This window comes from Sporosarcina sp. JAI121, from assembly GCF_013408665.1.
Taxonomy (GTDB): Bacteria; Bacillota; Bacilli; order Bacillales_A; family Planococcaceae; genus Sporosarcina.
Genome location: NZ_JACCCL010000001.1, coordinates 1,195,757 through 1,221,962, shown reverse-complemented (window position 1 = coordinate 1,221,962; position 26,206 = coordinate 1,195,757). Strand labels below are relative to the sequence as shown.

Sequence of the window (26,206 nt, the reverse complement as noted above, 5' to 3'; positions counted from 1 at the left end):
TTACACCACCTTTGTTAAGTTCTCATTGCTGACAGTCATTTCAACACTTTCAACACCCTTACGTTCTGCATCCATTCTTTTTATAAAAAAACGTGTAACAAACCCCATTACTATTAAAGCGCCACCATAAGAAAAACTAAAAATAAATTCCCCCATATAAATCCTCCTTTTAAAATTGATTATTTAATCATTAAAGATATGCATTTTATAATGCTGACTTTAAAGCAAACTCGAGTATTTATTTCCCATGTCGGTAATTTATACTTTCTTAGTTTCCACATAACTGTCGTTAAATTGATTTCTCGCATGGCGCGTCTTTTCCGAAAAAACATATGAATAAAAACCAACAATTGCTATATTCGAGTAAATAATAATTCTCCTATCACTCCTCCACTATTTAGTTGTCTTGTAAACGAATACACCCTTTTAAAAAACCGATAGTTTGGTATACTCTTACTCAACCATATATAATTAACCCACACTTAATTAAGTGTGGGTTAATTATATTCTAGACTGAAAATTTAAACAAGGGGGAATAATGAAAAATGGATGAGATAAATATTTCAATAGGGGAACAGATTCGGTCTATACGACAAGCGAAAGGCATTACCATAAACTATATTTCTAAGAAAACTGGATTTACTTCTAGCTTTATAAGCCAACTGGAACGCGGTCTCACAAAAGGGTCAATTTCCTCGATTCAAAAAATAGCAAACGAGTTGGATATAAAAATCTCTTCGCTTTTTTATAATATTGAAGAGGAAGATCATAAAGCCCCCTCAATATCAATTACTCGAAAGGACAATCGACGAACAATAAATTATCCTGATGAAAAAACAATTGATTATTTGTTAAGCGAAAGGAAAGGTAATTTAGAAGTTTTTTATACAGAGATTAAACAGGGAGGAGAAAGTGGCGAATATTATTCTCATGACAGCGAAAAGGAATGTATTATAGTTCTTAAAGGTCAAATGGAAATATCCGTTGATGAATCTAAATACGTTCTCAATGCTGGAGATACAATTAATTTTTGTAGTCAATCACCACACGCCTGGAAAAATGCAGGCGAAGACACCCTAGAGGTTATCTGGATAATTACACATCCAAACTATTAGCAGAAACTCACCATTTCTAATTAATCATTCACACTCCGGATCCTTTTTACTATTATTTCCAGAAAGATACACGATTATTTCTAACACAAAAATCTTGTATCAATTACTACATACTTGAGTCTATTTCATAATTGCTTATTTTAGTTGTAAGCACGAACATTAATGTTTTTTGTAATCGATTATTCGTTTGTTTGGATGAGGTCCGTTGATTGTAACCGAAGGCGGCGACTCCAGCGGGAACAGCAGGCAAAAATAGGAAGAGAAAGTTCACTCTTCCTTGGCTGAAAGCCCCGAAGGAACGCATTGACGAGGAGATTGAAGCCGTGCCCGCAGAAAGCGTTCGCCTGTAGTGTAAATCAATCTTGTTCGGATTTTAATACAAAACCTTCTAATATGAAATTGACTCACTTATAAAAAAGAAGCTGAAAATCAACATAAATTGACCTTCAGCTTTTTTAATTTAATTCGAGAATTATATCCGTTTATGACATCTCCAATTTCCCAATGTCTTAAAGAACTTTGAGATGGTTTATTTTCTTCTCACGAACAAAAATTTATACCACTGATTAACTAAAAACGGCATAAAGGACAAGATATAAATGTAGCCTAATTGTACTCCACTTAATGTTGCGACTTCAAACATACCCGTAAGCGATGGAATAAATAAAACTGAATGTAAACTTAAAACACCTATTGTAAATGCTAGCCAGGTATATTTATTCGAAAATACACCAATTGTGAAGATTGATTCTTTAGATCTGGAGTTGAAGCCATGCACTAATCTCGACAAACATAATGTTGCAAACGCCATTGTGCTTGCTGTCAGCGTATCACCCGTTGACAATCCCATTCGAAAAGCAATGATTGTAGAGATAGCAATTAGTAAACCTTCTAACACCACTTGAGTCGTAAATGCTTTATTTAATAATGGCGTATGAATATCTCTCGGCTTGTCCTTCATTGTATTTTTATTATGCGGCTCTAAACCTATTGCAATTGCCGGCAAACTATCGGTAAGTAAGTTAATAAATAATAGATGCACGGGTGCAAAGGGAACCGGTAAACCTAATACTGTTGCATATAAAACAACGAAAATAGCACCTGCATTCCCTGATAATAAGAATAGAATGGCGTTTTTGATGTTCGTATAGAGGCTTCTTCCATTTGAAATAGCTTTGACAATCGTTGAAAAATTATCATCCGTTAAGATCATAGAGGATGCATCTTTCGCTACCTCGGTACCGGTTATCCCCATTGCCACACCGATATCGGCTTGTTTTAAGGCGGGGCCATCATTGACTCCATCTCCGGTCATCGCTACGACATTTCCTTTTTCCTGCCAAGCTTTAACGATACGAATTTTATGCTCTGGTGTTACGCGGGCATAGACAGAGACATCTTTCACCTTTTCTTGTAGTTGTCGATCAGTTAATCCTTCAATTTCATATCCTTCGATTGCTTCTGATGGATCTTTTAAAATACCAATTTGCTTGGCAATAGCAGTTGCTGTTATTTTATGGTCACCTGTAATCATCACCGGTTTAATACCAGCTTGTATACAGCTTTCAACCGCTGCTTTTGTCTCTTTTCTCGGAGGATCCATCATCGCCATTAATCCGACAAAGATTAAATCTCTTTCATCTTCTGCAGCGATTGGTTGATTTCTCCTTATCTCTTTGTAAGCAATTGCGAGTACTCTTAATCCATTTTTAGAAAAATCACGATTCACTTCTTCAATTTTTTTACGATGAGCTTCCGTAATATCAAGGATACCTTCAGAAGTATCGATTTTTACAATCTTATATAGAAGAACATCTAATGCTCCCTTTGTAATCATGATAGTTTGGTGGTGGATTTGATTCACTGTACTCATTAGCTTTCTATTTGAGTCAAAAGGTATCTCCGCCACTCTTGGAAAGTGATCTCTTACGATTAATTCGTCAAAATTGTACTGCTTCCCTAATTTCACGAGTGCAATTTCAGTAGGGTCACCGATTTCTTTATGATCTCTTTCCACGGCGTCATTACATAATAGCGCCTTTAAGATAAAACTTTTCTCGATTGGATTTTCTGTATGTAGTTGATCATGCGGAATGACTTTTTGATCAACATATACTTGTTGTACACTCATTTTATTCTCTGTTAATGTTCCCGTCTTATCTGAACAAATAACAGATACACTTCCCAGACTTTCGACAGCATAGAGCTTACGTATAATGGCATTTTCCTTGGCCATTTTTTGTGTCCCAAAAGCCAGCACTATGGTAATAATCGAACTTAGTGCTTCCGGAATTGCTGCAACTGCAAGCGAAACAGCAAACATAAACGAATCTACTAACTCGCGGCCTCTAAAAAGATCAATAGTGAAAATGGCTAAACAAATCATCGTAATCCCTAATGCTAATTTTTCCCCAAAATGATCAAGACTCACTTGAAGAGGTGTTTTCTTCTCTTTCGCAGTATCCAGTAAATTCGCGATTTTCCCGATTTCCGTTTCCATTCCAATCGCTGTAACAATTACAGTACCGCGTCCATTGGTGACAAAGCTCCCAGTGAAAACCATATTTTTTTTATCAGCAATGGTTACACGATCTTCTTTGATGGGCGCGGTACTTTTCGCTACAGCCAATGATTCACCTGTCAGTGAACTTTCATTTATATGCAGATTATGGCTTTCTATTAATCTGCCATCTGCACTAATATAGTCACCGGCTTCCAAATAGAGAAGATCTCCAACCACTATTTCATCTGAAGAAATCTCTATTATCCGATTATCCCGTATCACTTTTGCAACTGGAGAGGTCAATGCCTTGAGATTATCCAAAGACTCTTCTGCCTTCACATGCTGTACAGTGCCCAGGACTGCGTTTAAAATTACGACTATCATAATAACAATCGTACTTTCCACTTCACCTAATAGAAATGAAATGAAAGCGGCAATCATTAAAATAATGACTAATAAATCTTTAAACTGTCCAAAGAAAACGGCAAATGTACTTGTCTTTTTTCCTTCCATCAATTCATTATACCCATATACTTCTTGTCTCTTTTGGACGTCATAATCACTTAATCCTTGATTTGTCACATCCAACATATCCATGACTTCAACTGATGATTGTTGATGATATTCTGTCATTCGATTCCCCTTCCAGTTTGAAATTAGTAGACAATCATGCTAATGAAAGAAACCCTCAGCAAACGTTATACTTGCTACAGAATCCCGTAAAACTCAAGTAAATTAATTCGTATTAACAATAAGACTGGAAGGAAGATAGTTTATAAACGGTGCATCCAAGTGCCAGTAGCTAGTAGGCAAATTTAGTTTCACCAACGAGTAGACCCCCTGTCGGCTTGTCCTTTCTTATACAAGAAATCAATTCACTTGAATTTATCCCCAAAATCGCACTCGATAATATGCTTTTCAATTTTGTTTTCTATCTACTCTACCTCCATAATACGTTGACTATCACGAGATTATTCCTTGTACTATGCCTGTATGATAATAATCGATTTAGAAATTAAATTGTTTGTTTTATCGGTGAATCAATTCCTAATGCGTGTTTTAATAAACTATAGAGAAACAGAATATGTAATGATTTCTAAAAAATGAAATACATACAGCACAATTAAACCGCGGTAATTTCTAGTTTTCTGAGTCGTATGCGTATAACAACTTTACTTTCTAATTGTTCCGATAATATTGTATAGCCGCATTTAAGAAATCACATTTGAGATACATAATATGCGCGTTATTGGAGATGATAAAGGTAAAGGGATGATCAGGTGCTTTCACAGCCATTTGCATGTCATCTTTGGAAAATCAGACTGGAGGTTCTATACAAATGACTCATCAAAACATGAACACGAATGCGAGTGCTAGCAAGAAAAAGAAAGATCCATCTACCTATACAGCCTATGGAGATCCTGTAAAAGCCTCTTCACCTACTATTAATAATGAGTTTAAGAAAGCTACTTCCCCAATTGCTGAAAGTACTCAAAATGGTACTAGTCAAAAAGATTAAATAGAATAGTAATAAGTTGTTGGCCACATCAATATGGTGTGGCTCTTACTTTGCCTGGTACCGTTCGCTTAATGTTGTTTACATACTCTCGATATCGGTAATGATTAATGTGCAGTGTTCGTTACTATTAAACGAAGGAGCATGGACAATGGCCAATCAAAACCAAGACATCATCATCTACTTCCAAAAACTGGACCGTGGCTTTTTCATGGATGAACTCAAGGAATTCGCCTACAAAGACGAGGCCATTCCGATCGGGCATGAACAAACGATTTCCCAGCCTTCTCTCGTACTCGAAATGACATTGTCCATCGACTTGCAGCCTACTTCAAAAGTGTTGGAAATCGGAACGGGATCAGGCTACCAGACCGCCCTGCTCGCCGCCTTCTCGAACACAGTTTATACAATTGAACGGATTTCCGCCTTGCATGAACAAGCTAAAGAAAGATTGGAGAAAGTTGGTTTCACCAACATCCATTTCAAGCTGGATGACGGTAGCAATGGATGGGAAGAGCACGCTCCCTATGACCGAATTATGGTGACCGCCGCCGCTGCCCAGGTGCCACGCGAGCTCATGGACCAACTCGCTATCGAAGGAAAAATGATCATTCCCGTTGGAACACCCTTCCTACAGGAACTTTTACTCTTGGAAAAAGACATAGACGGAGAAATCCATACGACCGTTTTGGATGATGTGATGTTTGTTCCTTTGAAAGGAAAGTATGAATAGGTGTCAGCATCTATCCCGTGTCCGTTATTATTTTCCGACGGGGTCAATTGGTTCCTTCCCCGTTAAAACTGCTACTACATTCTCCGCCGCTCGCATCGCCATTGCCGCTTCCGTCAAAGCTGTGGCGGATCCGATGTGTGGGACTGTAACGACATTCGACATTTGAAGTAATGGGTTATCTTGATTCACGGGCTCTGTTTCGAATACATCCAATCCGGCTCCAAGAATCTCTCCATTTTGTAATGCACGAATAAGCGCTTGTTCATCGACTGTCTGACCGCGAGACACATTTATGAAAATAGCCGATTTCTTCATCATTTTAAATTCCTCTTCACCTATAAGTTGTAATGTTTCAGTTGTAAGGGGTGTCATCAATACAATATAATCGGAATGCGTTAAAAGTGAAGTCAAGTCGCAATACTCCGTGCCATACTTCTCTTCAGCCTCCGGTTTTCTGTTACGGTTATAATAAAGGACATCCATATTAAATCCGAATTTCGCTCTTCGCGCAATCGCTTCCCCGATCCGCCCCATACCTATGATGCCCAACGTGGTACTATGTACATCTTTCCCATAGATCTCGTGATAATTTGTCGTCGGTTTCCAGCTTCCCTCTTTGACGAACCGATCCAATTCAGTAATGCGTCTAGCAGTGGATAAAATTAGGGCAAATGCTAAATCTGCAACCGTTTCATCCAAAACATGAGGTGTATTTGTTCCAATTATATTTCGTTTGTTCATCGCTTCTACATCAAAATTATTGTATCCTACAGATACGTTACTAATGACTTTTAAATGAGGCGCGTGATTCAGCAGCTCCTCATCAATCCTTCCAACCATACTGCCGCCCGCCGTATATAACCCTTCAACGGCAGCAATTTCCTTTAATAAGATATCTCTCGGAATCCGTCCATCGCCCTGCCATTGACGAATATCGCAATACTCTGCCATAAATTCCTTCACATCTTCAGGCATAGCATATGTGGAATAAACTTTTGGTTTCACTTTGCATTCCCCCTACTATTCAATAAAATCTAGCTTCATTGTGCCATATTTTACAAGCACTGGCACGTGAAATACCACCATATTAGGAACTGCACTTTATAAAAGAATCGGATTTCACGACGCGGGAATAAAATGCGCCATCCCGAGGGACAATCCTTCCTTGGTGAAAGGTACCTATATGATAACGTTCTCTACCGTTAGTTCAAGTTTCATCTTATATAAGGAAGCCCAACCGTCACCGAGTAGTGGTTCAAACGTTGGTAGCCCCTTCAATACTTATCTTTTGAAGTCCTTGATCGAATGCGTCCGTATTTAAAACAGAACGCCTTTCATATATGTATTAAAACTCTTTTGAACGTCCTCTCATTATTTCGTAAGCACCAAATAACGCCCACCTGACGAATAGATGGGCGTTATTTGGCGCTTACTTTTTTGTGTCCCCATCAACATAATCGCTTTCGACACCGTTGAGAGGCACTATGCTTTAAATGTTGTTGTCTAAAAGGTTTTAGATGGGTGATGCTAAATAAAGTTTTACTACTAACAAAATTGGCATAGCCGTGCTTTCTATATCCAAAGGGATATTTCCAACCGAGATGAACCTATTAAGTTAAACAATTAATGAAAGTATAATAGCGGTACAGAATGCTACAAGCGCTTTCATGATGGTAATAATGAAAATGTCCCCATATGCTTGACGATGGGAGCAACGACTATGACTAGAAAACCACGATAAGCTAAAAATATTAGTAATCCTTTTTATCAATTAAGCTTTCAAAAGATTGTTGCTCAACGAATTAAACATGTAGATATTTCCCTCAAAAACAGGGAGTTTTTTTGCTTTTTCTGATTCATTTACTAAGGTACAAACCAAATCATTATATGGAGTTGGTATATTTTTCTCTCTTCCTTTTTCGGAAACATGTCCATTAATATAATCAATTTCTGTTTTTTTGCCTTTCTCTAAATCCTGCAACATACTAGCCTTGAGGTTTGCATGAGGCCCCCACACTTCCTCATAAAATGCTATTTTCCCGGAAACGTCTGTTTGACTCTCCAGTTCTAAAAACTCAAAGTCTTTCCCTTGCATTTCTACTAGTCGAATATGATGTGATCGAGCTACCTTAATCGTTTCATCAGCGATGTTTGCCAAACTTCTCATTGCATCCGGATTAGATAATACCTCTCCGAATGTGCACCCTAGTGCTGCAGACATACCACTAAAAGTTGCATTCATTAACAGCTTAGACCATTTCATTCCATTAATATTGGTGATAATTTCGGTATAACCAACAGTTTCTAAAATGGCTTTTATCGTTTTTATTCTTTCGGTAATTTCTCCAGTGAGTTCCCCAATGTCAAATGCGTATTTCCTCATTACCTCTAGTTCTGTTGTTAGCTCTGATACGCCGGGCCCTATCCAAGTGGCGCCAAAGCCAACTACACCACCAACAGTTCTTTCCTTCCCAACTATGGCGGCAACACTTTCTTCGGGGATACCATTTTGCAACGTACATACTATACTGTCTTTATAAAGAAAAGGAAGTATGGATTCCAATGAATCCTTTGTGTAAACTTGTTTTGTAAGAAGAAAAATCACATCATATTTTCCAGTTAATTCATTCGGATGTTTAGCTTTTACAGGAATTGTCTCATTTAAAAAACCTGTTAACTTTGCACCATTTTGATTTAGCTCATCTACATTTTCCTGATTAATATCAATTAGATCGATATTATATCCGCCCTTAGTGATAAGTGCACCGATAATTGTACCAAGTGACCCTACTCCTAATACGCCTATTTTCATAAATAGTCACCCCTTGATTGATTTTTTCTCGATTTCAAAATTCCCGATGCTTCATTCGGAGAAGCAACTTTTCTTCCTAAAGTGTTAAACAATTCTACTATTCTTTTCACAAATAGATAGCAAAACCTCTACTAGTTACAAAGCTTTTATAAATTACCCAATTAACATGTTCAATGCAAGGACTCCAAGTAATCCATAAATAGCAACCAGAGTATACATAAAGCAAACAGATTTAATTGTTTGTACAATCGTCAAATTAAAGTATTCTTTTGTCATCCAGAAAGATACATCACTTGGTGGCGCCCAAGCTATCGAAGCGCTTGCAATTGCTATTACCATCAATTCTGGACTAACACCAGTTGCCTGAACAATTGGCAACATAATTCCAGCAGTGGTTAAAACTGTGACTGTGGCAGACCCTACGGCTAACCGGATAATAGCGGCAATAATCCACGCTAATACGAATGGTGAGATATTCCATCCATTTGTAAATTCAGAAATGTATTCTGCCATTCCACTATCAAGAATAACTTGTTTAAATGCACCACCACCGCCAAGAATGAATATTATTCCCCCCATAGAAATCAGTGCTTCTTCCGCGATTTTCATTAATTGAGGCATCGTTTTCCTTTTTTTATGCAATCCAAATACATATACTGCGATAAGAAGTGATATAAGCAGAGCTATATCAGCATTACCGATAAAGGTTAAAATTTTATAAGTAGAAGAGGTCTCAGAAATCGAAAATTGTGCAATTACCCCTATCAAAATAAGAATAACTGGGGACAAAGCTGTTAAAATGGAAGTTGCAAATGATGGAACTTCATCCATGTTGAATTCTTTCTTTGATACTAAATGGCTTGGAATTTCAATATCCCAATTTTTATATAACCTACCAAATAGCGGTCCGAAAATAATTGTAGCTGGAATCGCTAGAAGAAAGCCGTACCCCAGAACAACACCTAAATTTGCTCCTAAAGCAGCTGCAATAGCAGTTGGACCTGGATGTGGAGGTAAAAAGACGTGTGTTATTGATATAGCCGCTAAAAAAGGGATACCCACTCTCATTAGCTTAACCTTTGCTTCAATTGCTACTGTATATACGATAGGGATCAAAAGAATGTAGGTAACTTCATAGAATAATATTATCCCCAAAATAAATGACGCTAGGCAAATTGCCCAATCCACTCTTTTTTCGCCAAAAACTTTAATTAGAGTCGTTGCGATTCTATTAGCTCCACCACCTTCAGATATTAATTTCCCCAAAATGGCTCCCAAACCAATAATAATAGCTAAATGTCCAAGGGTACTCCCCAGACCAGATTCAATCGATTTGACAATTTCCAATGGTTCCATTCCCTGGAAAAGCCCTACGAATATTGCCGATATTATTAGAGACAGAAATGCATTAAGCTTAAAAACTATGATTAAAATAAATAATATTATTATCCCCAAAGCCAATGCTATAAGTGGCATACTTCCACTCCATTCTGATTTTTTTACAAAACATTTAAAATAATACTATACAATTAAGATTTCCAATTTCAAATCGATCTGTTCATCGTAACTCTTACGGTTGAACAAGCCGATAGCTGTTACTTCATCCGTACGAGTAATAAATTTACTAATAGTTCTTTATCCTTTACATCAATACACAACCAAGTCGGAAAGTTTGCCATACATCATAATTGATTATGTCGCAATATTCCTCAGGATGTTCAGGCAATCAGTGTTGATGAATCCAAAAAGCTTATTTAGTTGAAATAGGTTCCTTTTTTATATAATTTTGTGAAACCTTTAATTGATGAATCAAACGTTTAGTGAAGTCATTTCTTGTTTGAGCAAGCGTTTCCGGTTTATACTTGAAGAAGCCTTCACCGGTTTTAGCTCCTAACTTACCTTCTTTCACCTTTTCTCTTAGCAAAGGATTCGCTTCTGTACGATTATCCATAACTTTTAATAGGTTATCGCCTACCACACTCCAAATATCAAGACCGCCCATATCGGCTACTTCTAGCTGACCAGTGGTGGCATAACGAAATGCAGGTCCGAACATTAATGCTTTATCAACATCTTCCGGTTCAGCGATTCCTTGTTCAATAATCGAAAACACCTCTCTTGCGATACCCTGTTGAATACGATTAGCTACTAATCCGGGTACGTCTTTTAATACTTTTATATACTGCTTTTTTATAGATTTAAATAAACTTTCGACTTCTTGATAAACTTCTTCCGGCATATTACCAAAATAGGAGAGTTCAACAATTGGCATAATATGCGCTGGATTATAATAGTGAGTAACCATCATCCGTTTTTTTCTATTTTCACTAACCAAGGCCATCATGTCGTTTAACCCAAGACTGGAAGTATTGCTTGTGAAAATTGTTTGTTCCGGGCATATATCATCTAATAATTTGAACGTTTCTTGTTTTAGCTCCAGTATTTCAGGAATCGATTCCGTAATAAAATCACGATCAACAACTGCTTTTTTTATGTCAGAACAATAATGAATATTGTTCATTGTTTCTGCGATTACACTATGTTCTATATATCCTTCTTCGGCAAGGAATTCCAAATCAGTTTTAATTTCATTTTCAACATTTCTTAGTCTATCTTCATCAACATCATACAGATTCACATCATATCCATGGATTGCAAAATTTTCCGCTATGCTTTGACCCATTGTTCCTGCACCTAATACAGCTATTTTTTTTATCATTTTTCATTCCAACTTTCTTCCTTATATTTACGGGTGATAGCGCTTTCTAGTATAGAGAATAATTACATTCGTTTTGGCTTTCAACTTGCATTCAGTCAAAAAGAAGCCTATTTGAAGTAAAATAACAGATTTTCATTTATCTACCAGAACTAGCTGTACTCTTTGATTTCTTTTTCTCATTTATTCTATCCAGCCCCAAAATTCTCCTAGCCTCGTTAGGAGTAGCAATTTCTCTTCCGAGCGTGTTAGATAACTCTACTATTCTTTTCACAAATTGAGCATTAGTAGTAGCTAACTCTCCTTTTCGATAGTACACACTATCTTCCATTCCTACTCGAACATGACCGCCTAGAAGTATACTCATCGTATTAATGATTAGTTGATCTTTACTTGCCCCTATTGCTGACCAAGTTGAATCCTTTGGAATGCTATCCACTAAAAACATTAGATTTTTGGGAGTTGCAGGCATCCCGCCATGGACACCTAACACAAATTGAAAATGGAACGGTTCTTCCAATAAACCTTTTTTCGCAATTCTTAAAGCATTATCTATCATTCCGATATCAAAAATCTCAATTTCCGGTTTTATTTGACGTTCCTTTGTAACAGCCGCCAGTGTCTCCAGAAATACAGGTGTATTATGAAAAACATCTTGTCCAAAGTTCATGGACCCTGCATCAAATGTAGCCATTTCAGGATTTAATTCGCAAACTCTTAGTCTCGCTTCCTCATTATTCCCTAAACCCCCAGCAGTTGTTAAATTTAAAATAATATCGCATTTATCCTGAACTCGATCAATTACCTCTTTATACGTGTCTAAATCAAGGGTATTGTCTCCTTTATAATCCCTAACATGAATATGGGCAATGGCTGCCCCTTCTTTCCATGATTCGTAAACAGAATTCGCAATCTCTTTTGGCGATAAAGGCACATATGGCGTATGCTCTCTAGTAGTTTGTGCTCCTGTTGGTGCTACCGTAATGATTAATTTTTCCATTACTTTTCCCCTCACATTCTATATAGTTAGTTATTCATTTTATATATTGCAATTTGCGTGCCAATTGCAAAAACCGATATCAAAGGCTTTTGCTTCCTTGGCTAAAAATTAAACGATGAAAGTATTCATCGTTTTTCAATATAAATCAGGACTATATGTTAATTGACATTGTTTATTGGCGATTAAAAAAGGAATCACTATGATTCCTTTTCTAATCACCTATATGAATTCCTAATTTTTTCGCCTTTTTCACTACTGATGATTGGCTTATTTTTAAGACTGCCGCTGCTTTTCTTGTACTCCCATAATCTTTTAATGCCTTTTCTATTATCTTCCTTTCTACTTTTTCGACAATTTCTTTAAGACTAAGCTCACCCTTTGTTGTTTCTGTACTGTCCGACTCAATATTCAAAACCTTTTTGGATAATGTACCATTTATATTTTTGTATTTTTCTGAAACAATAACCAGACGCTCAATCACATTTCGCAACTCTCTAATGTTTCCTGGCCATGTGTAGTTTTTGAAAACCTCATACACTTCACTATCAAATAATACTTGTTTTCCATACTTCGTGTTATACACGTTCAAATAATGTTTTGTTAATAATTCAATATCTGAAACTCGAGCTCGAAGTGGTGGTATATGAATTGGAAATACATTTAACCTGTAATATAAATCTTCCCTAAAATTCCCCTTTTTCACCTGTTCATATAAATCACAATTAGTTGCAGCAAGAATCCTAACATCGAATTTAATCGATTTCGTTCCCCCTACACGTGTAACCTCTTTTTCTTGTATGATTCTAAGAAGCTTTGATTGTAATTCAAGAGGCATTTCACCAATTTCATCCAAAAGCAAGGTGCCCTTGTCAGCCAACTCAAACATTCCGATTTTCCCCTTACTGGATGCTCCAGTGAAGGAGCCGGCTTCGTAGCCAAATAACTCTGCCTCTAATAGGCTGGCAGGAATCGCTGCACAATTGACTTTTATAAAGGGTTTGCCATGTCTGTCGCTATTCATATAAATTTCATTTCCTATAACTTCTTTGCCTACCCCCGTTTCTCCCATTATAAGTACAGTTACATCCAAATCGGCTACTTGGTGAATCATTTGAATAATAGGTTGAATTTCATCACTATTACCTATTAAATTATTAGCTATCTGTAATTTCCTCAGATGTTCGATTTCATTTTGTGATGCAGCAAGCTTTTCTTGCATATCCAATAAATCTGACATATCACGATTAATAACGACGACCTTTTTTAAATTTCCCTCAGGATCTAAAATTGGTGATCCAGAAATTAATACTTTTACCCCTGTGCGGATTTCTGCCATTGCGTTAATTGGTTTTTTTGTTTTAATAATGTCAGGTGTGATTGCGTTTTTAAATAAACCTTCCTTCATGAGATCAGTTACATACTTATTTATGACTAAGTCTGCTGCCAATCCAGTTATCCTGCTATAAGATTTGTTGACATATAAAGTCTTTCCTTCTTCATCAGAGATATAAATCCCATCATATAATTCATCACAAATTTTTTTATAATCGACAGCTTCAATCAATTCGTCCAATTCTACATAAGCTCCTTTTAAACCTGATTCCATTTCCGTCCTGATCATAGAATCAAGTGGCCAATTCTCGAAAATTTCTAACAAGGAAATTCTTTATATTTATTCATATTACTCTACTCTTCTATATATCCAGTATAATCAATATTAATATTACCATAGTTTACTGTTGAGGAATTTAAATGTATTGGTGATATCCGAATCAACACTTAGTGAAAGGTATCTGTGTGTGACTCAACAATAAATTATTCATATACCTAAATAAACATGCGAAAATAAAGTGCGCCGTACCGAGGGACAGGACTTCTTAATCCTATCCTTGAACGAATCAATGCGGCATCATATATAAATGAGCACGTTTCGTCTATACTACATGTAGCAACAACAATTTAAAGGAGGTTTCACTATGGCGTACATATTACAAGTCGATTTCAATCATGAAGGACCCTTTGGCACAGAAATGGTCGATGCGTTTACAGATTTGGCAAATAGCATTAACGAAGAAAAAGGATTCATCTGGAAGATTTGGACGGAGAATGAACAAACGAAGGAAGCCGGCGGTATCTATTTATTCAACACCAAAGAAGATGCCGAAAATTATTTAGCAAAACATACAAAACGGTTGAATGGTTTTGGCATTACAACTGTCAACGTAAAGATCTTTAAAACGAATGATGCATTGACAACAATCAATCATGGCCCGATGGGATAAGTGAACAGTACCTGCGCTAGAAATTCAAATAAAATCTGTCACTCCACAATTCGTCTACTTACGAAATACACGTTCGTATTACTACGACAAATAAACACTTAACAAAAATCATTTAACTACAAAAAAACACTAGAATTCCGTTGTAGTTTTGTCGATGGAGTTCTAGTGTTTTTTATTTTTTAGAAAGATCTTATGAAAACCATTAAGAAATCACTTTAATTCAGCTAGCATTTCGGAGAGTGTCTTTATGCTTGCTAGTTCCTCATCGACAGATGTTTTCAGTAGTAGTTTTTGACTTTCTAATGCTTTAGTCAATGTCTCAATCTCTTCGGTCACATTAGCATCCGTTTGATCGCGTTTTTCTAAAAGAGTATTTATTGTGTCATATAGATCTTCATGACCTACAATTCTTCCTGCACCCCATAGCAGTCTGTCAGCAGGTTGCTTTAACACGTAGTCTGTGAAATAGCGGTTAACCTCTTTGTCAAAATCATAAGTGTACCAATTATTATCAATGGCAAATAAATATTCATCAAGAGGGGTATTTACATCGCCTTTTTTCAGAGATTCAATAGAAAGTGCTAAATTCCCAATGTTATGTTGTGCGTGTTCATGTGGGAAAATCGGCTCATCTTCCCATGTGAGTTTGACGAAATGATCTTGGGCAAACTTGAATGTTTCCAATAACCCAGCATTAAGCTGTCTGCTTTTATCATAAAGCTTTTTGGCAGTTTTAGCATCGCCTTTATTAAAAGCTTTAAGGTAGTTATCATTGATTTCGTTAACTTTGTTGTTTATCTTTTCTGCAGTAGCAATTGCAGTATCAATTTCTGTCATTATCTCATTTGAAGACACATCCGCATCGTCAAAAATTTCTTGGTCTATGCTCTCTTTTAACGCTTTTAACCTAACCGTGAAATCGAGTGGAGTAACGGCAGTTTGATCATAATAGATTGTTAGTAAACCATATAGATTTTGGTGAAACAATAATGCCTTTTCATTATAAGTGTCTTCATTATCGAACTGCGAGTGATAATGAGTTCTCATAAATTTGCTGTCTTGAAAATCATTTCTAAGTGCTGGAACGCCCGCGATGGAAAAGGAAAAGTCATCTGACCACGTTCTAAGTGGTGAAACTACTGATATTCCATCTTTATAAACACCCTCGATTCGTGGGACAGTTGTAGCAAAGTTTTTAAGATAGTTTTTAAGCTCGTATACTGCACGTATTTCATCGCTCGATGTGTGCTCATAAGCAGGAAGCTCAAAGTTGATATTTGCAACAGCTTTTCCTACCCACTCTGGATGAACTCTAAAAATTTGATTATAGGCACCAGTCGACCAATCATAGCGAGTGTTTGAAACTCCCCATTCTTCTGCAGCCAGTGCATTGAAGATAATTGTTTTCTCTGGTTTATAGCCGCTATCGATTAGACCTTTTGCAATACTCATCATAAGCCCGATTGCAGCATTATCATCTTGAAACCCTAAAAAATAGGAATCATAATGGGCTGATAAAATGATGTAAGACTCGGGATCTTTACCGATTATTTTTCCATAGTAGTTGTAGGTTTTTCCATCAAACTCAACAACTGATTTAGCATCAAAATCAACTTTTATTGAAGCGTTTCCGCTTGCAGTAATCGATTTTCTCAATACTTCTGCATCTGCTTGTGACATTGAAAATGCAGGGGCATAACCAGGACCAATAATATCTTGCGCGTTCAAAGCTGTTGGGTCAATCTCGGAATAGCCACCTTGTTGTACAGCGATGACTGCAGCAGCACCTTTTAAGTAAGCTTGGTAGGCAGGATAGTTTATCCACCATTCTTCACGTTGATTTATATCGATTAATACGAGTTTATCTTTTACATCAATTTCTGCAAGGTCATTTTTTGTAGCTTTTCCAGCATAAATAACTTCAAACTCTTTCACACCTTTTGTGTCAAAGTTCGTTTGATAAGCTCCTAAAACAGCGAGATGTTCTTTTCCATTTTCATCTGTAAAGGTGAGGTCCGCTTTTTCAAACTCCCATGTATCTACGGTAATCTCATCCCTGGTTACTTCGGATAGTCCTATTTTTTTCATTTCTTCAAAGATATTATTACCTGTTAGGATTTCCGCTTGTGAACCGGCAGTACGATAACCTAACTTTTCATTCGTTTTAAATTCTTCTAGACTTTTTGTGAAGTTATAAGCATAATCGACATCTACTTTTGATAGATACTCGCTTTTTGCAATTTCCAAAGGTTCGCTTTTAGGTTCGTTAAGCTTCTCTCTTTTCGTACAAGCAGACAATAACAACGCCATGACTAGCAGTAAAGTGATTGCATTCAATTTCTTTTTCATTTACAAATCTCCATTCAATATTTTTCCACATTGCTCAATTAAACATTATTCAATTTGAAATAGCAAGATATCTAAAGATGCATCGTTGCTTAAATAGAGGTACCTGTGTGTGATACAACAGTAAATAATTCACATACCTGAATAAATACGCAAAAATCCCAGACACCCATCCATTTATCTGATCATTGTTCTACTTTTATGAAATTGTAGTCAATTACCGGAAGAGTTTCACGCACAGGTTACAATTAAAACCAAAAAGTAGACCGCCCGATGCCTATACATCAAGCGGTCTACTGTTATCGGGTTTCTACTCGGAAAGCTCCTTCACTGTAGGTTTTCCAGCCTCCAGTAACACTTTACTCCTACCCAAGAAAACGCCGACGATTAAAATGAGGATCCCTGTTCCTACGAGTAACCACTCAATTTTCACAACATCCGAAATCGGCCCGAAAATGAGCATTCCAATCGGCATCATGGAAGTGGAAATCATCCCGAACACACCGAAGACCCGTCCCAGATAATTACTGTCCACTTTCTCCTGCACTAAAACCATCGTCGGCGTATTGAAAATCGGCATAGCAATGCCAAACACACCCATGAAAACTAAATAAATCCAGAAAATCGGGACAATCCCCAATGCAAACGTACAAACCCCCATCAACACACTCGCAAAGGTCATCGTATGCACTTTATTGGAAAAACCGCCCCAAGCAGCAATAATACCACCACCTGCCATCATTCCGATGGAGAAAGCGATTTCGATGGCAGTCAGACGCCACACATCATCACCAAAGCTACGCGCCACTTGCAAAGGCGTCAAAAATGCAGCAGGTGCCATCAACACAAAGAAAAATGCGAAAAAGAGAAAGAATTTTTTCAGAAACGCATGCTGTTTAATATATAACAAGCCTTCCTTAAAATCGCTGACATAACTCGTTGTCTGCTTTTCGGACGCTTTCTCATGCACAGCGATTTTCAAAAATACGAGTAACGTAAAAATCGCGATAGCCGCGGTGATCACATCGATGAAGAAAATCACTTCAAGGGAAGTCATCGACAATAATGCCGCACTGACCATCGGGGAAACGAACATGATGATTGCTTGAAGACTACCATTCGTGCCATTCACTTTCGTCAGCTGATCCTCCGGGACAATTTGCGGCAATATTGCTCCGACAGCCGGGGTCTGGATGCCCGCCCCGACAGCCCGGACTGCAGCCATGACAAACAATAACCAAATGGAGTCATACCCCATTAAAAACACGATAGCCAGGATCAGCGTCGAAATCGCAATAAGTCCATCCGATATGATAATCAGTATCTTCCGGTTATAACGGTCCGCCCAAACCCCGGCCACCGGTGATAATAAGAAAGTCGGGATAAACCCACAGATGATGAACAAAGTCATCATCATCCCAGACTGTGTAGTCAACGTAATATGCCACATAATCGCATATTGGACTAAAGAAGAGCCAAAAAGAGAAATGGTTTGGCTACCTAAAAAGATAATGATATTCCTCTTCCAGTTTTCAAATGCAGAATTCATCTACTTCACGACCTTTATCAAATTAATGGTTGCAAGTTCAAAACGGCAAGGTCCTATCCTACTGGAAATATTTGTTATTCATTCAAGTTTTTAAACAGCAAAAAAGAGGGCAGACTCGTCCTCCCTCTTTCTAAATGATAAATCAAGTTTTCCTCAATTAGACAGACCAATCCCATTCCCCCTGCACATCAGCAGAGTTTTTGAACGTATTCAGTTAACGGTTCAAAACTTGGATTCTAAGTCTCATTGATGCTGTCACAAGGAAAACCTCCGTTTCACTATAGTTAATTTTCATTTTAGCATACGTCTTTCTACTATTACAACTGCTAAAGGAAATGGATTGAGTCAAGTTTTTGTGGGGGGGATTTTAAGCGGGCATATTTCTTTGCTTGTTAAGTTACTAATGAATGCGTTTTCATTATCTTACTTGCTCTTATTGTGGCACTGATTTTACAAATTCAAAACCTTGCAGTCAATCGCCTTCATTTTTACTTCTACTAGATAACTTACTCTTGGTCCCATAGAAAAAACACCTCCACGTTGTCTAATTGGGTATCTATACCCGTTTTTCAAACGAAAGGTGTTTTTTATTTGTCTCATTGCTTTAGGTCAGTGCAAGTTTGAACGAAAGGGTTTTATTTACAACGCTCGGCGCTTAATGATAGCCTCATTTGAATCCGAATTGCTATTCGTATTAGGGTAGATTTATTTCCTTCTAGACACTCTCCCCAGCAAAAATGCCCCTGCCGACAGACCAATAACCTTATTCGTTTTCTTATTAAACATTTGTTTAACAACAAGATTTAAATTCTGCGGACGTTCCGCAAGACGCCTCATGAAATAGCCATACCAGTCACTACCAAAAGGAACGTATGTACAGAAGTTATAGCCTTCACTTGCCAATTGAAGCTGCATATCTGTTCTAAAGCCGTACAACATTTGGAATTCGAACTTGTCATTTGAGATGTTGTTCGCTTTCACAAACTTTTTCACATGGTTAATAACTACATGGTCATGTGTCGCAATTGAAGTGAATTTGCCGTTTAACAGATGCCATTCGATGAGCTTGATATAGTTTTCATCAATTTCTTTCTTATTTTGATAAGCGACTTCTTCTGACTCTTTGTAGGCACCTTTCACGATACGTAAGCGGTAGTTTTTATATTTTTGGATGTCTTCTACTGCTCTGAAGAAATAAGCTTGAATCACTGTCCCTATATTGGAATACTCCTCCGATAGCGTTTCTAATAAATCAAACGATGCTTGCAGTCGGTTGTGATCCTCCATGTCGAAGTTGATTAAAATATCATAAGCACTCGCTTTACTCACGATTTCCTTTAAATTATCCAAACAGAAATCATAGTCGATGTCCAGGCCAAGTTGAGACGGTTTTAATGAGATATGTGCATCCACTTTATGTATATGGATTGCTTCGATCACCTCAAGAATTTGTCCTTTTGCTTCGATTGCTTCCTCTTTTTCAAAAACGAATTCGCCTAAATTATCGACTGTACAAGAAATCCCTCGCGCATTCAATTCTTTTATACTCTCAATCGTTTCAGCGACATTCGTCCCTGCGACGACATGTTGTGCGCCTAATTTCAAACCGTACTTTTTAGCTGCAGTATTTAGTAGTTGGTTTTGGGATAACCCAATAAATAAATCTTTTAATAAAGCCATTCTTCATACCCCTCAATCTGTTTTTATCGGTATTCATATTCAACATTTTCTTTAGATTAATTTCGTCCTGAGTTAAGGTTTTTAAGCAAAAATCCGCCGTTGAACTTGTTCGGTTCATAGGAGATGATAAATGCTTTAGGCGCATAGGAGAGGACAAGTTTTCTTAATTTCTGTTCGTAATTACGTTTCGCTAACACTTTCATAACGAGTCGTTCACCGTCTTTCCCATCTGCAACCCAAGATGTAACACCATACCCTTGTTCCCGGATTTTCATGGGTATTTCAATCTCGAGTGAATCAACGACTACGTCAAAGACGATATAACCGAGTGCCAAGCGCTCTTCAATCTTACTTCCGAGGAAGACACCCATTCCCCAACCCACACAATACGCTGCAATATTGATGGGATTGTCTAAATTGTCCAGGACAATTGTCAAACCCATCAGATACACAAACACTTCGCCCATCGATAGAATCGATGCCGCCATTCGGTATCCTTTAATGACTAGAATGACGCGCAACGTAAATAAGGAGACATAAACGATATTAATGGCGATGATGATAAATAGTATAGCTGTCATGGGATCCCCCTCAGGTCTTTACCTCAATGATGTCTTGAAATGTCATCTATTCAATCGTTTTCGGATGCTGTGTAATCGCGAAACTTCCACTCTTCGTTAGAATAACTGTACCTGAATGCCTGAATCCACCAACTCCGGGTACATAGATGCCTGGCTCTATTGTATACACCATTCCTTCTTGGAGAAAGAGGTCATTGTCGAACCTCAAGTACGGCTCTTCATGTTCGGAAAGTCCGAGTCCATGTCCAATCCGGTGATTGACAAATTCACCATAACCCGCTTTTTTAAAAACTTCGTAGGCAGCAATATCAACTTCCTTCGCCATGATACCAGGACGAATCAGGTCCATACCCACTCGTTGTGCCTCAGTTGCAAGCTCTAATAAATTCTTTTGCTTTTCCGTTGGCTTCCCGACGAAGAACGTTCGTTCATTCTCGGCTCGATAACCGTTGAACCATACTTGTCGGCTGTGAACAACACCGTCACCTTCTTCAAACTTACGTGTACTCGAATATAGGTGAGGCATTTCGCTGCGTCGAATCCCGGAGCATGTCCAGTCTTCATATCCGATTAGTTCGTCAGGATACTCAATTGATGCAATCTCAAGTAAAATCTTATCCCCGTACGTATCAAATTCAAGTTCACTAATGCCTACCCGTGCATGTTTCAATGATTCTGCAATCGCTAAATCTGACAATCGACCCGCTATTTTTAGCAATTCTATTTCGTGCGCATCTTTAATCGTTCGCATTTCAGTAATCTTCTTGCCTACATCCACAACAGTGAAACCTAGTTGCGTAAGGTACATAAACACGCTCGAAGGAAGATTATTCAACTCAACACCGATGCGGCTACCAGCGGGAAATTGTTGAATAAGTTTCGTTAAGTGATCCATATAGGATAATTCCTTATCCTTTAGCCCTACTTGTTCATAGTAGACATACATTGCATCTACTTTCGCTTTCTCCGCCGCATGGACTTCTTCAAGTCCTGGTATAATTAACGCTGTCCTCTCGCTATCGATGAGTGTCACAATCGGACGAGAATACGAAATAGCACGGAAACCTGATAGGTAAAACTGATTATCTGGCTCCCAAATTAAACTCATACTAATCTGGTTGTCATCCATATACTTTCTAAACTGTTCCAGTCTCTTTTGAACAATCATACTTAATTCACCTCTCAAAATTAATACCAATTATCATACCTAATTAAATAACCATGATTATAAAAAAGAGTGTGACAGTCCAATTATATTGAACATAGGATTACATGTGAAAATTGAGAAAATATACCTTATAGTGGGAATCTATATTTCAACTACTACCTTTCCTTTGCCAACAGCTTATAGGCATTTAAACGTCAGCCCACTAAAAACCCCTTATGACAAACAGGCTTCCATTTATAGAAACACTGTCTGTACAAGGAGTAAAGTTAAATCAATCACGCCTTGGAGTGATTGCGTCAAGATTTTGAATTGAGCTTGCTCAATTAACTCCCTTCAAAATCTTTGACATCCGCCGGAGGCTTTAACAGGGAGGAATTGAACTTCATTCCTCCTTGTTAAACAAAATCCCTTGGCACTGCTATTTTCCATGTTTTATTGAATACTTCAGTCTCTCCTTCATAAGCAATCAGCTCATTCGTAACATAGAACTGCTCATCGTCTGCTGTCATGATACTGGTGCTTTCTAGACTCGTTTGCCATTCACCACGACCAACAGTTAGCGTCCAATCACATTGAACTTTGGCAGATTGTGGATCACCTTCTACAATGGAATAAACGTTGCGATTTGTGCTGCCATATTCGATTCCGTTACTAGGAAGCATTCTTGCTCCTTCATCAGAAAAGTCATCTAGCGTCCAAACGTCTGTAATTGTATTATGAAGAATTTCTCTAGTCCGGTTTGCTTCACGGAGAATCACACGTTCCATAACAGCCGCGGTTTCTGGGTGTTCGAACGGTTGTAATTCCTGATCGATTGCTTTAGGTTGTCTGATTGGTAACGTGAGAGACGTCTTTTCATTTGCAAAGACAGTCAATGTCACTGGCTCTGGAGATGGCCAAGCGTGTGGCCAGTATGTTGGCGATACTGCTAATTGCCAACAATGTCCTGCAGGTAAATTGTGTCCGATTGCATTCATTCGTAACGTTACCGTATATTTTTTACCCGGCTCTAGGTATTCAGGATGTTCATGGCTATTTCGGTGTGTCAAGTTCAACACGCCCCACGTCACGCGTGTCGAAGAACCGTCTGGTGCAACGTCATTCAGACGAACTGTGAGTAATGCATTCGGCTGGTCAGATGCTACTTCGACTGTAAACTCAGGAAAACCTAGAATTTCAATCGCCTCATTTACCGGGTCAGATGTGAAGACTACGGAAAGGCCATTTTCAAGTCGCTGATCTGCAGGAAGGTCTCCAGGTTGTCCGAATGGACAGAACACACCGGAATAGAGTCCATGATGCTGAACACTTGAAACAGTGATTGCTTGTTCCGCAACCGGTTTATCAGAAAGCTGCTGTTTGTTCAGATAATAGGCCTTTTGTTCTTGCGCCTTGGGTGGCCACTCAGTTTCAGCAACCCAATGACCTGGTCGAATCGCGTAATCCGTTTTAGGCGGTACGCTATCTTGTACCCATGCACGTAGCATCGGTTCTTCCATGATGCCTGTGTCAATGCCTTTTAACCAATGATCCCACCAACGTACGCATTCTTGTAAAAAGCCGATTTGTGGACCGGGAACCGCAACTTCAGGATATTCATGCGCCCATGGGCCGATCAACCCTTTGCGTGGACCTTTCAATCCTTCAAGTAAACGAGGGATTGCATTTGTATAGCCATCAGCCCATCCCCCTACAGCGTAGACAGGGATGTCGATATCATCAAAGTTTTCACCGACGGAACCATGCTTCCAGTACTCGTCTCGACGCTGGTGTCTCATCCATTCTTCTACGAATGGCGGTGTTTTCTCCAAACGTTCCAACCAACTTTTTCTCCATGCATCCCCTACAACTGCGGGATCTGCAGGTCGCGCATTGTAGGCAAGCATCGTGGAACCCCACCAAAGCATGTCCGACGCAAGAAGTGCACCGCCTTTATAGTGAACATCATCAGCGTAACGATCATCTGTCGAACAAAGTGTAATGATTGTTTTTAGTGCGGGATGACGACGTGCCGCCATTTGCAGGCCGTTAAAGCCGCCCCACGATTTCCCAATCATACCCACTCCGCCTGTGAACCATGGCTGCTTCTCAATCCATGATAGTACTTCCAGTCCATCGTCCTGCTCCTGCTTTAAATATTCGTCATATAAAATCCCATCTGAATCGCCACATCCACGCATGTCCACACGAATGCTCGCATAGCCGTGACCCGCAAAATACGGGTGACGAATCGAATCCCTTAGCGCTGTAAAATCATTTTTGCGATAAGGAAGGTATTCCAGAATAGCGGGAACCGGCTGTTGTTCTGCGTCTACAGGTAACCAGATGCGTGCCGATAGACGTGTCCCGTCCGACAACGGAATCCAGACATGTTCAATTTCCTTAACCTCTCTCGGAAATTTTGTTTTAATTGACCGGTTCGATTCACGTACATTGAAAACCATGTAATTACCTCCAAGTAATAATTTTAAAACCTAGCGTGCGAATGAAGTTTTTCTTTGTTGAACTAGATTTACTTATTCGGGAAATCCTGCTTTAACCATTTGAAGAACGAAACGATTAACAATAAATAAATGACAAATATTGGTACGGATACAATGACGGCAGAAGTTTGAATGACACGTAATCCTCCTATATTTAGTAAGGTTACTGACAGGACTGCAAGAATTGCACCCCATACCATACGATGCCACCTTGCAGGGTCTTGTCCATTCTTTATTTCCTTCGTCGCAATTGCTGCTAGGATATAGGTCGCAGAATCAAGTGAGGTGGAAAGGAAAATAACCGCCAACACCACAAAGAATGGTAACACAATGTAGCTGAGTGGTAATGACTTCAAAATTTCAACAACTGCTGCTGGACCACCGCTATCGTTTAGAATGTCTTTTACTGGAAGAATGTCATTCAATTGTAGATTCATTGTGTATCCACCGAAGACCATAAAGTAGGTCCACCCACCGATTGACCCCCATAACAGCATATGTGTAATTAGTTGGCGGATTGTGCGTCCTTTGGATATCCGTGCAACAAACAAGCCCATGAATGGAGCTGTGGCAGCAAACCAAGCCCAATAGAATACTGTCCAAGCTTGTGGGAATCCACTTTTGCCAATTGGATCTGTATAAAAACTCATTATCGCAAAGTTTTGGATCATCATTCCTAAACTGTTGGTAAAATACGTCAAGATGAACAATGTCGGTCCTGCAATGAAGATGAAAACCGCAAGAGCCAATGCAAGGAAGACATTTATGTCGCTCAATCGTTTAATTCCTTTATGCAGTCCCATATAAGCACTGGCAGAGTAGATGATTGTAATACTGATCACTATAATTGTATCGAGCATCAATGACTTATCTAGCCCAAAAATGCTAGCGACAACTGCCGAAACCATTGGAACACCCAGTCCCAGTGATGTACCAAGCCCTCCGACCAAACTCCAAATTACCAACACATCAATTAGTTTTGCAACCTTGCCATCTGCATATTTGCCGAGAACCCCACTAAGTGCAGTACTCATTTTTAACGAAGGACGTTTCTTTACAAAATACGAGTAAGCAATGACAACTGTCGGGAAAGCATAAAGTGCCCATGCTGATGTTCCCCAATGGAATAAGCCATACGTCAATGCCCACTCTGCCGCTTCATTACTCTCGGGTTCAATTCCGAAAGGTGGTCCCATGAAATAATAAATCGGTTCCAACATCGACCAATACATAATACTTGTCCCCATGCCTGCTGTGAACAACATTGTCCCCCAGCTGAATGTGGAGAATTCTGGCTTGCCTTCACCCAACTTGATTTTCCCAAAACGGCTAAATGCTAAATAAACTAGTAATATAAATAATCCAATTGTTAAAAACTGAAATGCCCAGTCCATTTGATAGGTGATGGAAGTCATTAACTTATCCAAATACGGTTCCGCTGTTCCTCTGTTTAACACTAATAACACAGTTGCTGCAACAATAACGACGATTGATGTCCAGAATACAAATGGATCAATTCTAACTTTCCCCATACTTCCAATCCCCTTTTTTCAACTTTATATTGTTAAAACCCATGATTTGTAGCTAATTTCTCTACGTGGCAACGCTTTCAATTAAGGCACGAATAGCAAGCGTAATGGAAATACTTTACTCCCCCCTTCTCTCAATTCATACCTATCCGTTTTAGACTATTTCAATCAGTGTGGGTTTCCACAATTTCCT

General features: G+C 38.5%; 19 protein-coding genes. 4 read left to right on the top strand and 15 right to left on the bottom strand.

Annotated features, from left to right (window positions below):
- The gene (locus tag HDC33_RS05710) at positions 1 to 156 is read right to left on the bottom strand and encodes a hypothetical protein (RefSeq protein ID WP_179391529.1); all 156 of its coding nucleotides are present in this window, start codon (positions 154 to 156) and stop codon (positions 1 to 3) included.
- 389 nt (positions 157 to 545) lie between these two features.
- Here HDC33_RS05710 and HDC33_RS05705 point away from each other — a divergent pair, with 389 nt between their 5' ends.
- Positions 546 to 1,115 (top strand): helix-turn-helix domain-containing protein, encoded by a 570-nt coding sequence (locus HDC33_RS05705; RefSeq protein WP_179391528.1) that lies wholly within the window; start codon positions 546 to 548, stop codon positions 1,113 to 1,115.
- A 529-nt stretch (positions 1,116 to 1,644) separates the two neighbouring features.
- Here the strand turns inward: HDC33_RS05705 and HDC33_RS05700 are convergent.
- Positions 1,645 to 4,251: a cation-translocating P-type ATPase gene (locus HDC33_RS05700; RefSeq protein WP_179391527.1), complete on the bottom strand. Its 2,607-nt coding sequence runs from the start codon at positions 4,249 to 4,251 to the stop codon at positions 1,645 to 1,647.
- 706 nt (positions 4,252 to 4,957) lie between these two features.
- Here HDC33_RS05700 and HDC33_RS05695 point away from each other — a divergent pair.
- A complete protein-coding gene (locus HDC33_RS05695) occupies positions 4,958 to 5,137 on the top strand; it encodes a hypothetical protein (RefSeq protein ID WP_179391526.1) in 180 nt (59 codons plus the stop codon).
- A gap of 100 nt (positions 5,138 to 5,237) precedes the next feature.
- The gene (locus HDC33_RS05690) at positions 5,238 to 5,867 is read left to right on the top strand and encodes a protein-L-isoaspartate(D-aspartate) O-methyltransferase (protein WP_179391525.1); all 630 of its coding nucleotides are present in this window, start codon (positions 5,238 to 5,240) and stop codon (positions 5,865 to 5,867) included.
- Positions 5,868 to 5,894: 27 nt separating this feature from the next.
- On the opposite strand, the gene HDC33_RS05685 is transcribed toward HDC33_RS05690, so the two are convergent.
- From HDC33_RS05685 to HDC33_RS05660, 6 genes are all read right to left on the bottom strand, one after another.
- Positions 5,895 to 6,842: a 2-hydroxyacid dehydrogenase gene (locus HDC33_RS05685; RefSeq protein WP_179392641.1), complete on the bottom strand. Its 948-nt coding sequence runs from the start codon at positions 6,840 to 6,842 to the stop codon at positions 5,895 to 5,897.
- A gap of 796 nt (positions 6,843 to 7,638) precedes the next feature.
- The gene (locus HDC33_RS05680; RefSeq protein ID WP_179391524.1) at positions 7,639 to 8,679 is read right to left on the bottom strand and encodes a ketopantoate reductase family protein; all 1,041 of its coding nucleotides are present in this window, start codon (positions 8,677 to 8,679) and stop codon (positions 7,639 to 7,641) included.
- 153 nt (positions 8,680 to 8,832) lie between these two features.
- Positions 8,833 to 10,155 (bottom strand): gluconate:H+ symporter, encoded by a 1,323-nt coding sequence (locus HDC33_RS05675; protein WP_179391523.1) that lies wholly within the window; start codon positions 10,153 to 10,155, stop codon positions 8,833 to 8,835.
- A gap of 274 nt (positions 10,156 to 10,429) precedes the next feature.
- Positions 10,430 to 11,398 carry a 3-hydroxyacyl-CoA dehydrogenase family protein gene (locus tag HDC33_RS05670; protein WP_179391522.1) on the bottom strand — a complete coding sequence of 323 codons (969 nt, stop codon included), beginning with the start codon at positions 11,396 to 11,398 and terminating at the stop codon, positions 10,430 to 10,432.
- A 136-nt stretch (positions 11,399 to 11,534) separates the two neighbouring features.
- A complete protein-coding gene (locus tag HDC33_RS05665) occupies positions 11,535 to 12,395 on the bottom strand; it encodes a beta-keto acid cleavage family enzyme (RefSeq protein WP_179391521.1) in 861 nt (286 codons plus the stop codon).
- A 211-nt stretch (positions 12,396 to 12,606) separates the two neighbouring features.
- Positions 12,607 to 14,001, bottom strand: a complete 1,395-nt coding sequence (locus HDC33_RS05660; RefSeq protein WP_179391520.1) for a sigma-54 interaction domain-containing protein — start codon at positions 13,999 to 14,001, stop codon at positions 12,607 to 12,609.
- A gap of 370 nt (positions 14,002 to 14,371) precedes the next feature.
- Here HDC33_RS05660 and HDC33_RS05655 point away from each other — a divergent pair, with 370 nt between their 5' ends.
- Positions 14,372 to 14,677: a monooxygenase gene (locus HDC33_RS05655; RefSeq protein WP_179391519.1), complete on the top strand. Its 306-nt coding sequence runs from the start codon at positions 14,372 to 14,374 to the stop codon at positions 14,675 to 14,677.
- A 210-nt stretch (positions 14,678 to 14,887) separates the two neighbouring features.
- Here HDC33_RS05655 and HDC33_RS05650 read toward each other — a convergent pair whose 3' ends face one another.
- From HDC33_RS05650 to HDC33_RS05620, 7 genes are all read right to left on the bottom strand, one after another.
- Entirely contained in the window at positions 14,888 to 17,026 is a 2,139-nt protein-coding gene (locus HDC33_RS05650; RefSeq protein ID WP_179391518.1) for a M28 family peptidase, read from the bottom strand.
- A 307-nt stretch (positions 17,027 to 17,333) separates the two neighbouring features.
- On the bottom strand, positions 17,334 to 18,572 hold the full coding sequence (locus HDC33_RS05645) for an MFS transporter (protein WP_179391517.1): 1,239 nt from the start codon (positions 18,570 to 18,572) through the stop codon (positions 17,334 to 17,336).
- A gap of 705 nt (positions 18,573 to 19,277) precedes the next feature.
- Positions 19,278 to 20,252 (bottom strand): proline dehydrogenase family protein, encoded by a 975-nt coding sequence (locus HDC33_RS05640; protein ID WP_179391516.1) that lies wholly within the window; start codon positions 20,250 to 20,252, stop codon positions 19,278 to 19,280.
- 56 nt (positions 20,253 to 20,308) lie between these two features.
- On the bottom strand, positions 20,309 to 20,833 hold the full coding sequence (locus HDC33_RS05635; RefSeq protein WP_179391515.1) for a DUF2179 domain-containing protein: 525 nt from the start codon (positions 20,831 to 20,833) through the stop codon (positions 20,309 to 20,311).
- 46 nt (positions 20,834 to 20,879) lie between these two features.
- Positions 20,880 to 22,001 carry a M24 family metallopeptidase gene (locus HDC33_RS05630; protein ID WP_179391514.1) on the bottom strand — a complete coding sequence of 374 codons (1,122 nt, stop codon included), beginning with the start codon at positions 21,999 to 22,001 and terminating at the stop codon, positions 20,880 to 20,882.
- A 395-nt stretch (positions 22,002 to 22,396) separates the two neighbouring features.
- Complete coding sequence (locus tag HDC33_RS05625; protein ID WP_179391513.1) at positions 22,397 to 24,445, bottom strand: CocE/NonD family hydrolase; 2,049 nt, start codon at positions 24,443 to 24,445, stop codon at positions 22,397 to 22,399.
- A 68-nt stretch (positions 24,446 to 24,513) separates the two neighbouring features.
- Positions 24,514 to 26,016, bottom strand: a complete 1,503-nt coding sequence (locus HDC33_RS05620; RefSeq protein WP_179391512.1) for a BCCT family transporter — start codon at positions 26,014 to 26,016, stop codon at positions 24,514 to 24,516.
- Positions 26,017 to 26,206 lie beyond the last annotated feature (190 nt).

Bases quoted from the DNA above. Each gene is read 5' to 3' on its own strand.
- HDC33_RS05685 (WP_179392641.1), bottom strand. From the start codon at position 6,842: ATGCCTGAAGATGTGAAGGAATTTATGGCAGAGTATTGCGATATTCGT.
- HDC33_RS05705 (WP_179391528.1), top strand. From the start codon at position 546: ATGGATGAGATAAATATTTCAATAGGGGAACAGATTCGGTCTATACGA.
- HDC33_RS05690 (WP_179391525.1), top strand. From the start codon at position 5,238: ATGATTAATGTGCAGTGTTCGTTACTATTAAACGAAGGAGCATGGACA.
- HDC33_RS05675 (WP_179391523.1), bottom strand. From the start codon at position 10,155: ATGCCACTTATAGCATTGGCTTTGGGGATAATAATATTATTTATTTTA.
- HDC33_RS05630 (WP_179391514.1), bottom strand. From the start codon at position 22,001: ATGATTGTTCAAAAGAGACTGGAACAGTTTAGAAAGTATATGGATGAC.
- HDC33_RS05680 (WP_179391524.1), bottom strand. From the start codon at position 8,679: ATGAAAATAGGCGTATTAGGAGTAGGGTCACTTGGTACAATTATCGGT.
- HDC33_RS05645 (WP_179391517.1), bottom strand. From the start codon at position 18,572: ATGAATTCTGCATTTGAAAACTGGAAGAGGAATATCATTATCTTTTTA.
- HDC33_RS05655 (WP_179391519.1), top strand. From the start codon at position 14,372: ATGGCGTACATATTACAAGTCGATTTCAATCATGAAGGACCCTTTGGC.
- HDC33_RS05635 (WP_179391515.1), bottom strand. From the start codon at position 20,833: ATGACAGCTATACTATTTATCATCATCGCCATTAATATCGTTTATGTC.
- HDC33_RS05640 (WP_179391516.1), bottom strand. From the start codon at position 20,252: ATGGCTTTATTAAAAGATTTATTTATTGGGTTATCCCAAAACCAACTA.
- HDC33_RS05625 (WP_179391513.1), bottom strand. From the start codon at position 24,445: ATGGTTTTCAATGTACGTGAATCGAACCGGTCAATTAAAACAAAATTT.
- HDC33_RS05700 (WP_179391527.1), bottom strand. From the start codon at position 4,251: ATGACAGAATATCATCAACAATCATCAGTTGAAGTCATGGATATGTTG.
- HDC33_RS05710 (WP_179391529.1), bottom strand. From the start codon at position 156: ATGGGGGAATTTATTTTTAGTTTTTCTTATGGTGGCGCTTTAATAGTA.
- HDC33_RS05660 (WP_179391520.1), bottom strand. From the start codon at position 14,001: ATGGAATCAGGTTTAAAAGGAGCTTATGTAGAATTGGACGAATTGATT.
- HDC33_RS05670 (WP_179391522.1), bottom strand. From the start codon at position 11,398: ATGATAAAAAAAATAGCTGTATTAGGTGCAGGAACAATGGGTCAAAGC.
- HDC33_RS05665 (WP_179391521.1), bottom strand. From the start codon at position 12,395: ATGGAAAAATTAATCATTACGGTAGCACCAACAGGAGCACAAACTACT.
- HDC33_RS05695 (WP_179391526.1), top strand. From the start codon at position 4,958: ATGACTCATCAAAACATGAACACGAATGCGAGTGCTAGCAAGAAAAAG.
- HDC33_RS05650 (WP_179391518.1), bottom strand. From the start codon at position 17,026: ATGAAAAAGAAATTGAATGCAATCACTTTACTGCTAGTCATGGCGTTG.
- HDC33_RS05620 (WP_179391512.1), bottom strand. From the start codon at position 26,016: ATGGGGAAAGTTAGAATTGATCCATTTGTATTCTGGACATCAATCGTC.